Source organism: Capnocytophaga felis (assembly GCF_009684755.1).
Classification (GTDB): Bacteria; Bacteroidota; Bacteroidia; order Flavobacteriales; family Flavobacteriaceae; genus Capnocytophaga; species Capnocytophaga felis.
On sequence record NZ_BLBC01000005.1, the window covers coordinates 248,694 to 264,135 of the forward strand.

14 protein-coding genes are annotated in these 15,442 nt (G+C 37.1%); 8 read left to right on the forward strand and 6 right to left on the reverse strand.

The features are described from left to right. Window positions 1-37: 37 nt before the first annotated feature. The 3 genes from abc-f (at window position 38) to GN105_RS02390 (ending at window position 5,212) form a co-directional block, all read left to right on the forward strand. On the forward strand, window positions 38-1,924 hold the full coding sequence (abc-f, locus tag GN105_RS02380; protein ID WP_155283845.1) for a ribosomal protection-like ABC-F family protein: 1,887 nt from the start codon (window positions 38-40) through the stop codon (window positions 1,922-1,924). A 169-nt stretch (window positions 1,925-2,093) separates the two neighbouring features. Then, window positions 2,094-3,551, forward strand: coding sequence for an SGNH/GDSL hydrolase family protein (locus GN105_RS02385; protein WP_155283846.1), 1,458 nt, complete (start codon window positions 2,094-2,096; stop codon window positions 3,549-3,551). 2 nt (window positions 3,552-3,553) lie between these two features. Beyond that, window positions 3,554-5,212 (forward strand): MBOAT family O-acyltransferase, encoded by a 1,659-nt coding sequence (locus GN105_RS02390; RefSeq protein WP_155283847.1) that lies wholly within the window; start codon window positions 3,554-3,556, stop codon window positions 5,210-5,212. Window positions 5,213-5,338: 126 nt separating this feature from the next. Here the strand turns inward: GN105_RS02390 and GN105_RS02395 are convergent, their stop codons facing one another. From GN105_RS02395 to GN105_RS02420, 6 genes are all read right to left on the reverse strand, one after another. Next, window positions 5,339-5,647 (reverse strand): membrane-binding protein, encoded by a 309-nt coding sequence (locus GN105_RS02395; protein ID WP_155283848.1) that lies wholly within the window; start codon window positions 5,645-5,647, stop codon window positions 5,339-5,341. A gap of 239 nt (window positions 5,648-5,886) precedes the next feature. Then, the gene (locus tag GN105_RS02400; RefSeq protein ID WP_155283849.1) at window positions 5,887-6,516 is read right to left on the reverse strand and encodes a hypothetical protein; all 630 of its coding nucleotides are present in this window, start codon (window positions 6,514-6,516) and stop codon (window positions 5,887-5,889) included. A 282-nt stretch (window positions 6,517-6,798) separates the two neighbouring features. Further along, window positions 6,799-8,475 (reverse strand): formate--tetrahydrofolate ligase, encoded by a 1,677-nt coding sequence (locus GN105_RS02405; protein ID WP_155283850.1) that lies wholly within the window; start codon window positions 8,473-8,475, stop codon window positions 6,799-6,801. Window positions 8,476-8,577: 102 nt separating this feature from the next. Beyond that, window positions 8,578-9,537, reverse strand: a complete 960-nt coding sequence (locus GN105_RS02410; protein ID WP_155283851.1) for an NAD(P)H-dependent flavin oxidoreductase — start codon at window positions 9,535-9,537, stop codon at window positions 8,578-8,580. A gap of 82 nt (window positions 9,538-9,619) precedes the next feature. Continuing rightward, on the reverse strand, window positions 9,620-10,570 hold the full coding sequence (locus GN105_RS02415; protein ID WP_155283852.1) for a phosphoribosylaminoimidazolesuccinocarboxamide synthase: 951 nt from the start codon (window positions 10,568-10,570) through the stop codon (window positions 9,620-9,622). Between the two features lie 167 nt (window positions 10,571-10,737). Continuing rightward, window positions 10,738-11,037, reverse strand: coding sequence for a thioredoxin family protein (locus GN105_RS02420; protein WP_155283853.1), 300 nt, complete (start codon window positions 11,035-11,037; stop codon window positions 10,738-10,740). A gap of 335 nt (window positions 11,038-11,372) precedes the next feature. On the opposite strand from GN105_RS02420, the gene GN105_RS02425 reads away from it, so the two are divergent. Genes GN105_RS02425 through GN105_RS02445 form a run of 5 tightly spaced genes read left to right on the forward strand, consistent with a single transcriptional unit; the run spans window position 11,373 to window position 15,307 of the window. Next, a complete protein-coding gene (locus GN105_RS02425) occupies window positions 11,373-12,272 on the forward strand; it encodes a DUF1835 domain-containing protein (protein ID WP_155283854.1) in 900 nt (299 codons plus the stop codon). Between the two features lie 44 nt (window positions 12,273-12,316). Further along, entirely contained in the window at window positions 12,317-13,192 is an 876-nt protein-coding gene (locus GN105_RS02430; RefSeq protein WP_155283855.1) for a nucleoside phosphorylase, read from the forward strand. 2 nt (window positions 13,193-13,194) lie between these two features. Continuing rightward, window positions 13,195-13,566 (forward strand): DUF8840 domain-containing protein, encoded by a 372-nt coding sequence (locus tag GN105_RS02435; RefSeq protein ID WP_155283856.1) that lies wholly within the window; start codon window positions 13,195-13,197, stop codon window positions 13,564-13,566. Continuing rightward, window positions 13,566-14,585, forward strand: coding sequence for an FAD:protein FMN transferase (locus tag GN105_RS02440; RefSeq protein WP_155283857.1), 1,020 nt, complete (start codon window positions 13,566-13,568; stop codon window positions 14,583-14,585). The genes GN105_RS02435 and GN105_RS02440 overlap by 1 nt, the downstream gene beginning before the upstream one ends. Before the next feature lie 29 nt (window positions 14,586-14,614). Further along, window positions 14,615-15,307, forward strand: a complete 693-nt coding sequence (locus GN105_RS02445) for a 5'-methylthioadenosine/adenosylhomocysteine nucleosidase (RefSeq protein ID WP_155283858.1) — start codon at window positions 14,615-14,617, stop codon at window positions 15,305-15,307. Window positions 15,308-15,442 lie beyond the last annotated feature (135 nt).

Consider the following 15,442-nt stretch of genomic DNA (forward strand, 5'->3'; position numbering starts at 1 on the left):
TGCACCCGCTGAATTTTTTTTTCATTAAAATCAATATATGCTGAACGTACACGATTTATCTGTTTCATTTCAGGGAGAGTTTTTGTTTGAAAATGTCGCTTTTATGCTTAATGCGGGCGACCGCGTGGGACTCATCGGAAAAAACGGAGCCGGAAAATCTACAATGTTGAAACTCTTGGCAAAGGAACTCAAACCCGACTCAGGAACTATTGCCACAGATAAGGAGGTAAACATCGGTTTTTTAAAGCAAGATATTGATTTTGAAAACGGAAGAACTATTTTGGAAGAAGCCTACCAAGCTTTTCAGGAAATAAAATGTTTGGAAAACCAAATGGACGAAATCCATAGTGAAATGGAACTCCGAACAGATTACGAAAGCGAATCGTATCATAATTTAATTGATAAACTCAGCGAAATTACACATCGTTACGATATTATCGGAGGCTATCAATATCAAGGAAATACGGAAAAAGTATTGCTCGGACTTGGTTTTCAACGTTCAGATTTTCAAAAACAAACTGATACTTTTTCAGGAGGTTGGCGAATGCGAATTGAACTGGCAAAATTACTTCTGCAAAACAATGATATTCTGTTACTTGACGAACCTACCAACCATTTGGACATTGAATCCATCATTTGGCTGGAACAATTTTTAACAACATATGCAGGAGCTGTGGTTATCGTATCGCACGATAAAATGTTTTTGGATAATGTAACGAACAGAACCATTGAAATTTCTGTTGGAAAAATTTACGATTACCCCAAACCTTATTCCAAATTTTTGGAGCTTCGTCAGGAAATTCGTGAACAGCAATTGGCTTCACAGAAAAATCAAGAAAAGAAAATTCAGCAAACAGAAAAACTCATTGAAAAATTTCGAGCAAAAGCAACAAAAGCTTCAATGGCTCAATCACTTATCAAAAAATTAGACAAAATAGAACGCATTGAAGTTGATGAGGAAGACAATGCCGTGATGAACGTTCGTTTTCCCGTTTCGGTTACTCCGGGCAAAGTAGTTTTGGAAATCGAAAACGCCTACAAAAGTTATGGAGAAAAGGAAGTTTTGCAAAACATTAATTTACTGATAGAAAGAGGAAGCAAAATTGCTTTTGTAGGACAAAACGGACAAGGAAAAACAACATTAGCCAAAATGATTATCGGTGAAATTCCTTTTGAAGGAAACATCAAATTGGGGCACAATGTTCAGTTAGGTTATTTCGCTCAAAATCAAGCAACATATTTGGATGGAGAGATGAGCGTAGTTGATACAATGTTCCACGCAGCTAATGACAGTAACCGAATGAATATCAGGGACATTTTAGGTTCTTTTTTATTTCGGGGCGACGATGTGGAAAAAAAAGTAAAAGTACTTTCAGGAGGGGAACGCAATCGCTTGGCTTTGGCTAAAATGTTACTTTCGGACTTTAACGTTCTGGTAATGGACGAGCCTACTAACCATTTGGATATCAAATCAAAAAATGTTCTGAAAAAAGCACTACAAAACTTTGAAGGAACACTCATTATCGTTTCCCACGACCGTGATTTTCTACAAGGATTAACAAACAAAGTGTACGAATTCAAAAATAAAAACATCAAAGAATATTTGGGCGACATTGATTTTTATTTGGAACAGAGAGCCGCTGAAAATTTCCGAGAGATTGAACAAAATAAAGACATCTCCCCAGAGGTAAAAAACGTGGAAAAGAAAGAAAAACTGTCTTTCGAGCAACAAAAACAACAGAAAACAATACAAAACAAGATTAACAAAATTGAAAATCTGATTACCGACGTTGAAAACGAATTGGAACAAATGAATCTCCAAATGGGGCAAGAAGTCCAAAATGATGATTTTTATAAAAGTTATGAGTTAAAGAAAAAAGAATTAGAGAAATTAATGCTGGAATGGGAAGAATTAATGGGATAATTCATTATTCATTAATGCGGATTACTCAAAAACAATTGCTTCTACCTTGTTTAGGGTTTGGGCGTTGTACAAATTCCTTACAAACACCTTATATTCTTTTCCATCCATCAAAAATTTTGTAAATAACTAAAAAAATGTACCTTCGCAGTTTCAAAAATTAGAAAAAAGAATGAATCCTAAGAAAATAGCCATCTTCTTTATTGGTGTGTTGTTGGCACTTTTTGCAGTTACTTTCCTAAGCGGGCAATATAAAACCTCGCAAGGTGCTGTTAAGGAAGGGATTGTATTGGGAAACACAATGATAAAATACCCGACATCCGATATTTTATTAAAGGATAACTCTCCCAAAAACTCGAAAGCCAATCAAATTATTGAGGAAGTTACAAAAAAGAAACAGGAAAAAGAGAAAACTCCTCCGGCGAAAACAGATTCGATTGCTTCTTCCAATGAAAAGGAAAATTTCACGTTAGAGAACGATTTGGAAGGAAAGATTTACTATCCGGAAAACGCTACGGAATTTATATCTCAATTAAAAGAAAAGCTGCAACAACCTAATTGCCAAATTATTCATTACGGAGACTCTCAGATAGAAGGCGACCGCATTACCGTATATGTCCGCAATCGTTTTCAAGCTCTCTTTGGAGGTGGCGGACCCGGATTTATCCCCATTAAAGTTGCATATACTCAAAATAGTGTAAACATTCAGGCAAGTTCTAATTGGCTCAGATATGCGTCATTTGACCGATTCAAAAGGAAAAAAGTCCCACATCAAAAGTATGGTCTTTATGCCACGCTTTCACGTTTCACGGATTATAATCCTTCTGACACCATCACCGTGAAAAAAGCCTCTTTTACCGTTAAACCTTCCTCAACGGCTTATAATCGTTTGCGGAAGTTTACGAAATTCGGATTACACTACGGGAATTGTTCCCGCCCCACAAAGATAACCGTCTATCAAGATGGAAAACTTTTAAAAGAAGATTTCTTGAAAACAGATGGCAATTATCACAACTTCAAACTGGATTTCAACCAAACTCCGAAGGAAATCAAAGTGGAACTCGAAGGCGTTACAAGCCCCGACTTCTACGGCATCACGCTCGATGAGGCAAAAGGCGTACGTATGGATAATGTTGCGATGCGAGGCGAAGCGGGAAGGATTTTCACAAGGCTTAATCACGAAAACTTCCGACAAATGTCTGTTGAACGAAAGCCCGACATCTTCATTTTTCAGTTCGGAGGGAACACCGTACCATATATCTCACAAGAAAAACAAATTACCGATTACGTCCGTTCGTTAATGCAGAACATCAAATGGGTAAAACGAAGCAACCCCAATGCCAGCGTGATTGTCATAGGTCCGGGCGATATGTCCACTTCCGAAAACGGAAAGATGATTACTTATCCCTTTCTAATCAAGCTCAATGAGGAAATGAAAAATCAATGCGTCAAACACGGCGTTGCTTTCTGGAGCATTTACGAAGCAATGGGAGGCGAAAACTCAATGGTAGCTTGGGTGGAAAAAGGAATGGCTGCCTCTGACTATGTGCATTTAAAACCAAAAGGAACGCAAATCATCTCAGAATTATTCTTCCAGCATCTGCATAACGATATAATGGCAATTAAATAAGTATGGATTTTCTTACAAATTTCTTTTCTTTTGATGAAAAAAGTCCGTTGAATTTTGTCCGAATTGATTTTTGGATATTCTTTGCTATTGTATATACTGTATTTGCTTTCATTTATCCAAGAAAACGTCTTAGGAATCTTTTCCTGCTCTTTGCGAGTATTTATTTTTATTACAAGGCAAGCGGATTGTTTATCCTTCTGCTTCTTTTCAGTACCATTACAGATTTCCTTTTAGGAAATTATATTTACCAACAAACGCAGCAACATAAACGAAAGATTGCGGTAACTGTCAGCGTCATTATTAATCTAAGCGTTTTGGCTTATTTTAAATATGCTTACTTTTTTACAGATACCTACAACGCTCTTTTTAATGGAAATCATCAGGTGTTTAATTACTTGGCGTATTGGGCAAACGGATTTGATTCGCAGGGATATTTCCGAGCGGATACGATTATTCTCCCGGTTGGTATTTCATTTTACACATTCCAGACGATAAGTTACACGGTTGATATTTATCGTAGAAAAACAGCTCCGCTTAAATCCATTCTTGATTTTGGATTTTACGTAAGCTTTTTTCCACAATTAGTTGCCGGTCCGATAGTTCGTGCAGAGAATTTTGTACCTCAAATCATCAAAAAAACTGAAGTTACAACCAAAGCCTTCAACAAAGGAACCTTTATGATTCTGAAAGGACTTATAAAGAAGATGATTTTTGCCGATTTCATAGCGATGCATTTCTTAGACCAAGTCTTCGATAATCCGGCTATGTTCTCCGGATTCTCCAACGTGATGGCTTTAATCGGTTACTCTCTGCAAATTTACGGAGACTTTGCCGGCTACACCGATATCGCTATCGGCTTGGCTTTGCTTATGGGCTTTGAGCTTCCTATCAACTTCAACTCACCTTACAAAGCTATCAACTGCGGCGATTTCTGGAAACGCTGGCACATTTCTCTTTCCACTTGGCTGAAAGATTATCTTTACATTCCTTTGGGAGGCAACCGCAGCAGTTCGGTCGGGACGGTCATCATCTCGTTAATCTTTATCGTAGGAGTTGTCATTGCCGCCAATAACCTTTACTTCACGCTTTTGGTGGGACTCATTCTCATCGTCGTTTCGGGATTGATGTACATAAGCCGAAGCATAGAACGCCACGTGGTTACCAACATCAACATAATGCTAACGATGCTCATCGGGGGGCTTTGGCACGGTGCCTCGTGGAAGTTCGTTATCTGGGGAGGATTAAACGGAGTGGGAATTCTCGTTTACAAGTATTGGAGAAAGATAAGTCCTTATGAAAAATCCTCACATTGGCTTGCCACAGCTTGGAAAATACTTTTCACTTTTGCATTCATTACCTTCACACGAATTTTCTTTCGTGGCAAAGATATGGAATCTATCGCCCAATGGTTCGACCAAGTGAATAATAATATGGGATGGGATTCCGCTTGGAAAGTACTGGTACACTATCAAGATGTTTTCTTTGTTATGCTTATCGGATACATCGCCCATTGGCTTCCTCAGCGATGGAAAGATGAAGTAGAGCATATCTTTTCCGAAAGTCATCTCGCCGTAAAAGGAGCTATTGCCATCGTTGTGGTTATCATTTGTTACCAAGCCTATTCGGCAGATTTACATCCTTTTATCTACTTTCAGTTTTAAGTTGTCATTCTGAAAAAACAATAGGAAATGCTCCTTATTGTTTCAGTCGATATAGAAAAAAGAAAAATCCAAGATTATAATTCCTTCATAATCTTGGATTTTTAATGTTTTCAGATTGACCATTAACTATCTCTTATCATCTATTCCGTATTTACGCCATAAAGATTGTTCGTAATCAATTTTTATACGTTTTCGCATCTTGGACGAACGTTCATCCATATCTTTCATCTTTTGTTTGGATTCTTCGGTCTTCTTTTTCAGTTCAGCCTTTAAACTTTCTTGCTCACTATTGAGGCGTTCCACTTCATTTCGTAAGTTTTCCAACTCGTTAATAGCTTCTTCTGTAATTCCCGCAGGTAGGGAATCTTTTGATTCTCTTAATCCGTCAATCAGCACTTTAAGTTGTGCCATTTTTTCAGCATACGATTTCGGCATAACAAATAATTTTAATGATTATACAATAAATTTAAATAACTTTCTATATATTCAAGATAACTTTCTTTAAAAATCATCTTTCCTTAAGCTTTTTCTATCTTTCCCATTCTTTAGTAAATATTTCCTAATACATAATCCATCTCTCCCAAAGCATTTCTTATCTTTCCCATCACTCGGGAAAGCTTCCCCAAGACTTAGTCAATATATTTTTCACTATATTCTATATTGAAAATAGTATTTTATATCAATTCCTGATAATATTTCTCCAATATTTTTACATCTTTACCCCTGATTTCAGACCTTTCATCATTTTTTTCATTATATTTCAGCCATTTTCTATATAAATCAAGAAATATTTTATGTCCGTCTTCAGTTAAATCATTATTGTTAAAGTGAAATTTTAAAATTCTATTCTCTCCATCAACCCAGTTTATCTTCAATAATCCTTTGTCATAACAGAAACGAAGGAAAGTAATATGACTATCATATATATGCTTAATTACATCAGGATAGTTTTGATAACTATGAAAATAAGATGAAATATCTGCAACAAATTCCTTATTAAAATACATATCATCATAAACAGCCAACACTATTTCTTTCAGTTTTTCTGTATTTTCAAGGTTTTCTATCTCAACAAGATTGTAATATGCCCACCCAAACGGATTAACAGGAACTGCATCAGGCATTATTTTCTTGAATTTATCAAAAACAGGAGCATACATCACATAGAATTTCTCTTTGTAAACCACGCCTACACGTTTGCCGTTTACATTGGCGATATATTCCTCAAAGATGGGCTCTAAGGAAAAATTAATTATTCCTTTGCATTGTTTTTCCAAATATTTGGCAAATTTCTTCGTGGTCATAACTTTTAGGTTTTTACTATTTTTAGTATTGACTATGATTTAGGAACTATCGATAGGCAAATTTATAAAATAAAAAAAACATTCGCTAATCAATTAACTTATAATTAACTAATTAACGAATGTTATTTTTATATCTCTTACGAAATAAGGAATAAGGATTAAAACAAAAGTCAGTTTCTTTAGTAAGAGAGAAATGTTTCCCGTTTTCTAATCACTAATTACTAAAGATTATTCACTAACTACTAATTGCTAATCCCTCTTACCCATTTTGTAATGCTTCTTTTAAGAAAGTCCGGTAATAACGCCATTATCATCAATATCCATTCCTTCGGCAGCGGGAACGCTTGGCAAGCCCGGCATACGCATCGTATCTCCCAAAATAGGAATGACAAAACCTGCACCCGAAGCAAACTCGAACTCGCGTACCGTTACTTCAAAACCGGTAGGACGTGCCAACTTCTTGTCATCATCACTTAATGATTTTGGCGTTTTTACCATACAGACAGGCATCTTGTCGAAACCAAGTTTGTTAATGTTTTTCAGCTGGGTACGAGCCTTTGAAGTATAATTCACGCTACTTGCTCCGTAAATTTCTTTGGCAATCGTTTCGATTTTCTCTTCAATGGAAATGGCGTGGTCATACAACGGTTTGAAGTTGCTTTCTCCACTTTCGGCAATTTCTACCACAGCTTGGGCAAGCTCTTTTGTTCCTTCGCCACCTTGTGCAAATCCTTTGGAAACGATGGCTTTAACGCCTTTTTGCTGACACACTTCCTGAATGAACTTGATTTCTTCTTCGCTATCATTGGGGAAATTATTGATTGCCACGACAGCCTTCAAGCCGAACTTCTGCACGTTTTCGATGTGCTTTTCTAAATTCCCGATGCCCTTTTTCACCTTTTCGAGGCTTGGGATATTGTATTCCTCCTTCACGGCACCTCCGTGGTGACGCAATGCACGCACTGTGGCAACGATTACCGCAGCGTTGGGGGCAATTCCCGCAGAAACGCACTTAATGTCCAAGAACTTTTCAGCCCCTAAATCGGCTCCGAAACCGGCTTCCGTAATGGTGTATTCACTGAGCGACATTCCCATCTTCGTTGCCAAAACTGTGTTCGTCCCTTGTGCGATGCTGGCGAAAGGTCCGCCGTGTAAAATGGCAGGATTATTCTCCAAAGTCTGAACTAAATTGGGCTTGATGGCATCTTTCAAGAGCAAAGCCATCGCTCCCACTACATTTAAATCACGAGCGAAAACGGGGGAACCATCGAATTTCTTTCCGACGTAAATGTTTCCGATACGGCGTTTCAAGTCCGAGAAGTTTTCTGACAGACAAAGGATTGCCATAATCTCGGAAGCGGGCGTGATGTTGAATCCGTCCTCTCGGGGAATGCCGTTTGCACTTCCGCCAAGCCCGATAACGATTTGGCGTAGAGCACGGTCGTTCATATCCATCACGCGTTTCCAAACAACGGTGCGTGGGTCAATCCCGATGGAATGCGTTTTGCTTTGGATGTTGTTATCGATAACAGCGGCAAGCAGGTTATTGGCTTTTTCAATAGCAGAAAAGTCTCCGGTGAAGTGTAAATTGATGTCCTCCATCGGAACTACTTGCGAGTAGCCTCCGCCCGCGGCTCCGCCTTTAATCCCGAAAACAGGACCTAAGCTGGGTTCGCGTAAAACCGCCACGGCTTGCTTCCCGATTTTGTTGAGCCCTTCGGTAAGCCCGATACTTACGGTTGTTTTACCTTCTCCCGCAGGTGTGGGCGTGATGGCGGTAACTAAAATCAGTTTGTTTTTCTTGATTTTCTCCTTGTCGATGAGCGTGAGCGGCAATTTAGCTTTGTATTTGCCGTATTGCTCCAAATCGTCTTCGTTGATGTTCAGTTTTTTGGCAACGTCTTTAATGTGTTGCATCTTCGCATTTTGTGCGATTTCTAAATCGGTTGGAAAACTCATATATCTTATCTTTTAAGTGATTTTAAATTAAAAAACGGTATAATCTGAGTTCCAAAGGTACAGATATTTTTTTTAGAAAACAATCTAAAATACAAAACGTTTTTAAATGTTAAGCTTTCCGAGTTGATTCAATCCCGATAAAGCAACGTTATATTCATCTATGATTTCCTGAAAAACCTCCGAAACAGGTTGTATTTTATCAATCACAGAAGCAATCTGACCGATTTCAAGCTCGCCTTCCGTCAAATCACCTTCAAACATTCCTTTTTTAGTGCGTCCTTTTCCTAAAAGTTTCTTGATATTCTCAGCGGAAGCCTCTCCCTTGCGATAAAGTTCCAAAACTTGTTCATAAAACGGATTCTTCAACAAACGAACGGGAGCTAATTCTTTCAAAGTAAGAATTGTATCTCCTTCGTCTGCCTCCAAAACACGTTGTTTGAAATTGATATGGGAAGAAGCCTCATCGGTTGCAACAAAACGAGAACCAATTTGCACCCCGTCGGCTCCGAGAGCCATTGCAGCAAGCATTCCCCTACCCGTGCCAATACCTCCCGCAGCAATAAGCGGAACGTTACTATGCCGTTTCACCGAAGGAATAAGTGTCATAGTTGTGGTCTCCTCACGTCCGTTATGTCCTCCGGCTTCAAATCCTTCCGCCACGATGGCATCAACACCTGCATTTTGAGCTTTCAATGCAAATTTTGAACTACTTACCACGTGTGCAACTTTTATTCCTTCTTTTTGAAGTACCGATGTCCAAATTTCAGGATTTCCTGCCGAAGTAAAAACAATTTTCACCCCTTCCTCAATAATGATTTCCATCAATTTATCGATGTCAGGATACATAATCGGGATGTTTACCCCGAAAGATTTGTCGGTTGCTTTTCTACATTTTTGGATGTGTTCCCGAAGTATTTCCGGATACATTGAACCCGCTCCAAGCAATCCCAAACCTCCAGCATTACTAACCGCTGACACCAATCGCCAGCCACTCGCCCAAACCATTCCTCCTTGAATAATAGGATATTTTATGTTGAAAATTTCTGTTACTCTTGTTTTCATTTTTCTAAAAATAAAGCCCAAAACCTGAAGTGTATTACTTCAAGTATTGAGCTTTCAATTAATTTTATTCTCTTATAAATTACTACTTTTTCAAATAATTCATCACATTATCATAAATACGTTTTTCAATGTTTGAAATATTGGCTTTAACAAATTTTTCTCCCATTATATTTTCATAAAGTTCAATGTAACGTTCTGATACAGTGTTTATATATTCATTACTCATTTCAGGAACTTGTTGTCCTTCTTTTCCTTGAAATCCGTTGGAAATAAGCCACTGACGAACAAATTCTTTTGAAAGCTGTCTTTGTGGTTCACCTTTTCGCTGACGCTCCTCGTAGCCTTCTTTATAAAAATATCGGGAAGAATCGGGGGTGTGAATCTCGTCAATCAATACAATTTTTCCATCTTTTGTTTTTCCGAATTCGTATTTGGTATCAACCAAAATAAGCCCTCGTTTAGCTGCAATTTCTGTTCCTCGTGCAAAAAGTGCGTATGTGTATTTTTCCAAAACTTCATAATCCTCAGCACTCACAATTCCTTTTGCGATGATATCTTCCTTTGAAATGTCTTCATCGTGTTGCCCACAATCAGCTTTGGTAGCAGGTGTGATAATCGGATGTGGAAAAACATCATTTTCTTTCATTCCTTCAGGAAGAGACACACCGCAAAGTTTTCGCTTTCCAGCTTGGTACTCACGTGCTGCGTGCCCTGCCAAGTAACCTCGGATTACCATTTCCACTTTGAACGGTTCACACAGATGTCCTATTGCCACATTGGGATCGGGAGTTGCGATAAGCCAATTGGGGACAATATCCTCAGTTTGTTGCATAAACTTGGTTGCTATCTGATTTAAAATCTGACCTTTATACGGAATTCCCTTAGGCATAATCACATCAAAAGCCGAAAGGCGGTCAGTAGCAATCATCACTAAAAGGTCATTTTCAAGATGATAAACCTCGCGCACTTTTCCTTTATACACTGACTTTTGACCAGGAAAACTAAAATTGGTAGCTGTAATTGTATTACTCATAATATTTGAAGATTCAACTAATTTAAATATTTGATTGTTAGAGTCAAAGAAAATTATTCTTCAGTATGCAAAATTAGAAAATTAAGTTGAAAAGGCAAAAAAAAAACAACCAATAACGGCTGTTGTACTTTATATTTTGCTTTTTCAAGGATTTGGAAATTTGCAATCTAATTTATGTATTTACTCAACTCTAAGGAAATTATATCACTATCGTGAAAGCCTTCTCCTCGCCAAACGAGTTCTCTTTTGTTATAAATGATAAGTGTAGGCAACCCGTTCACTTTCAGCGCCTTTGTAAGTTCTTTATTTTTATCTACATCTATTTTAACAACTTTCACACGATTACCCATTATTGAAAGAATCTCTCTCAAAACGGCATTCATATGCATTGAAGCCTCGTGCCAATCTGCAAAAAAACAAATAAGAACGGGAGTATTTACATCAATTACGTCACCAAATTTTTCCATAGATTTTTTCCTCAATTAAAACAGGACAAATATACAACTTTTGATAACAAATATCATTTTTTTAATAAAATTTTATGTTTTCCAATCAATTTTATAAGTTTTATCTCATTAACAAATAAAAAATCATTGGCACAATAATTCATTCTGAACTCAGTTAGAGAAATCACCATAAAACACTAATAATAAAAACATTAAGAAAAATTTCTTTACTAAGAAGACCTTAAAAATTTTTCATCAATAAAAATTTAACAATGCTAAAAAGCATAAAATTTTGACCAACCAATTATTTTTTTTCGTAGGTTTGCCAATGCGTATAAACTAAAAAAATCACGATTATGCGAAAAGTACTACACATTATAGGGAACAAAAATGCTTCTGAAGTACTAAAAAAAATGGATACAAATTCAGAAGTAATTACTTGGAATGAAATGCTTTGCGAAGGAAGAACTTCTACAGATGTTGGTAGTGAGAATTTTTGGAAAAATCGTTACAATTTCTTCAAAAATGAGTACAAAACCGGAAAATCTTCTTTTATTGAGAGTGTACTGAAAGAATATCGGAATTTATGCAATCAAAAAACACAAGATGAAGCAGTTTTGTGGTTTGATGAAAGCTTACAAAGCCAAATAAATATGATTGCCATAATGAGTTGGTTAAAAAAATACCGAAAAAACATACAAATCTCGTGGATAAATCACACAAATAGCAAACCAACACAAAAAGAACTGAAAACAAAATACGAAAATCGGGTTTTCTTCAACCAAGATGACGTTGAATATGCTGATTATATTTGGCAACTTTATTGTAGTGAATCTCCTTTACAATTAGAAAATTACATCAAAAACACACAAACCAATCTTACGGCACTTCCTTCAATTCTTGAAATTCATTTGAAAAGATTTCCTTCCGTAAAAAACGGTCTGAATATCATTGAAAACGAAACACTTAAAAAATCTATTGACTTTAAAGGAGATAAAAATTTATTCATCAACCATTTGGTTAAAATTCAGCCTAACTTTGGTTACTCTGCAATGCAATATGAAGGAATTATAGAAAAACTTAAACCTTTGTTTTCTTCATTAAATCCTCTAAAAATCAATCTTCAAGGAGAGAGCGTTTTGAAAAACGAAACAAATATGTATTCCGTTTTACGCAACGAAAATGAATACTTAGGAGGTAGTTTAAAATATAATTTCTTATATTACGACACGTCGAATAAAATCCTGAAATTATAGCCTATTTATCTCAAAATCAAATAACATCATTAATACAACAAAATATGATTCGAGAGTCTGAATTGATTTTAAATCCTGACGGAAGCATTTATCATCTGAATTTAAAACCCGAACAAGTAGCAACGACCATCATTTTGGTTGGCGACCAGAATAGAGTGGCACGCATTAGTTCTCATTTTGATACAATTGAACATCAAGTACAAAAAAGAGAATTCTGCACACATACAGGAACTTACAAAGGAAAACGCCTAACGGTGATTTCTACGGGAATTGGTCCTGATAATATTGACATCGTTATCAACGAATTAGATGCACTTTTCAATATTGATTTAGAAACGCGACAACCTAAGAAAGAACTTACTTCGTTGAATTTCATCCGTTTTGGAACTTCGGGCTCATTACAGGCTGATATTCCGGTTGATAGCTTTGTACTTTCGTCTCACGGATTGGGAATGGACAATATGCTACACTCATATTGTGATATTCATCAGGTTACAGAAAAAGAAATTGAAGATGCTTTCATAAAACACACTAATTGGAACGAACATAAAGGGCGTCCGTACATTGTGGCTTGTGGCGAAACATTGAAGAAAAAACTACTCACTTCTGAAGTTTTTGAAGGTATTACAGGAACGGCTCCCGGTTTTTATGGTCCGCAGGGACGTGTACTTCGGTTGGCTGTACAAGATTCTGAATTGAATGACAAACTACACAATTTCAAACATAATAACTTCAGAATGACAAATTTAGAAATGGAAACTTCCGCAATTTACGGCTTATCAAAGTTGTTAGGACATCAAGCGGTTTCCCTAAATGTAATCATCGCCAATCGAACTAACGGAACTTTCACTAAAGATACTAAACAAGCAGTTGAAAAATTAATTGTTTTCGGATTGAACCAAATAGCTAAAAACGTATAAAAATGTCGGCGATTCCATTGACTGGTCAGGAACTACACAACTTGGCAATGAATATTGTAGGAACAGCTTTACGCGATGAGTTACATTGGGAATTTCTTCTGGTAAACAGCCAATTAAAGAAAGATCCGCAGTTTGTTTGTGTGGATAAAAAAAATCAGAAACATTTCATCATTGTGCGGGCTATTCCTTACGGAGATGACCCCGATGCATACGACCCCGCTCTGATGCAAATTGTCAAGAAACACGCTCAAACGCACAATGCTAAAGCTTATTTTGCTGGTGTGGGACTTACCAATATTGAGAATGAGGAATTTCCCATTTACAAAAACAAACCTTATCAAGTGAATTTCAAAGGACTTTTAGAAATTTTTTAATGAAAACATCTATTTTTGGAATAAAAAAAATACTTTTCTTTGTAATTCTGACTGTTTTACTTTCTTGCACTTCAAAAAAAGACAAAACACTTATTATCAAAGGAGAAGCACAAGGAAGCACGTACGGAATTAAATACATTTCCAACAGCGACGAAAATCTAAAGCCCGCCATTGATTCCATTTTGGAAGTTATTGATATGTCAATGTCCACCTATCGTCCTGAATCGATTATTTCAAAGATTAATCAGGGTGAAAAAGTAAAAATAGACTCGCATTTTGAAAAAGTTTTCCTGGCTTCTCAAAAAATATGGCAAGAAAGCGAAGGATTATTCGACCCTACGGTAGGAATACTGGTAAACGCTTGGGGATTCGGGAAGAACAAAACTCAAAACAAGCTTTCTCAAAAAGAAATCGACAGCCTGAAAAACTTTGTAGGTTTTCACAAAGTGAGATTAACCGAAGAAAAATACATTGAGAAAGAAAATCCTGCCATCTTCTTTGATTTCAATGCCATTGCCCAAGGATACACCGTAGATGTAATCGCCGATTTTCTAAAAGCCAAAAACATTCACAATTTTATCGTGGAAGTTGGCGGAGAATTATTCCTCAGTGGCAAAAACACCATCGAAAATAAAAAATGGACTATCGGCATTGAAGACCCTACCCTCCCTTCAGAAAAAAGAGACCTGATTACTACCGTGAAATTTGAAAACCAAGGACTGGCAACCTCAGGAAACTATCGAAAAATATGGACTGACAGCCTGACGGGCGAAAAATTCGTGCATTCCATCAACCCTAAAACCGGACTGGCAAAACAAAGCAACTTATTAAGTGCCACAGTAATAACAAGCTCGGCTATGTATGCAGACGGCTACGCTACAATGTTTATGGTGCTGGGGTTGGAAAAAACAAAGTCCTTTTTAGAGCATCACCCCGAACTAAACGTGCTGTTGGTTTACAACGAAAACAATAAGGTCAAAACATTTATGACAAAAGGATTTCAAGAACTAAACGATTAAATCTCAGCCCAAAATATCCTCAATCAAAAATGAAAATCGGTATCATAGGAGCGATGGAGCTCGAAATAAACACGTTAAAGAAAGAATTAAACGATATTAAAACCACCACAATCGGTTCGTTTGCGTTTCACGAGGGGAAAATACACGGCGTATCCGTTGTAGTGCTTCTTTCGGGAATAGGAAAGGTAAGTGCTTCTGTGGGAACAACTTTACTCATTGAACACTTCCACCCTGATATGATTATCAATACCGGAACTGCAGGCGGATTGGGAACATCTTCCGTTCACGATATTATTTTGGCAAACGAGGTTCGCCATCACGATGTTGATGTTACCGCATTCGGATATGAAATCGGGCAACAAGCACAGATGCCAGCCGCATACTTTCCTGACGATAAATGGTTTCAGTTAGCCAAATCCGTAGCCGAAAAACACAGTAATCAATTACATTGCGGACTGGTAGTAAGCGGAGATTCCTTTATTTCCGACCCCAAACGCCTACAACAAATTGAAAATACCTTCCCCGAAGCCAAAGCAGTTGAAATGGAAGCTGCAGCCATCGCACAGACTTGCTATTTGCTAAAAACTCCGTTTATTATGCTTCGAGCCATTTCCGATAAAGCCGGCGAAGGGAATGCCTCTTCCTACGAAAAGTTCGTTGTTGAAGCCGGAAAACTTTCTGCGGAAATAAACATTGATATCATCAAAAACATAGGAAATTAATTGCTCAAAATCATACGATTGAAGAAATCTTCTGTCGAGAAACAATCATTACCAATAAAATAAACAAAAACCTACTTCCAATCTTAAGAAGTAGGTTTTATTTTACTATTTTCCTTTTTGAGAAAAAATGATTTC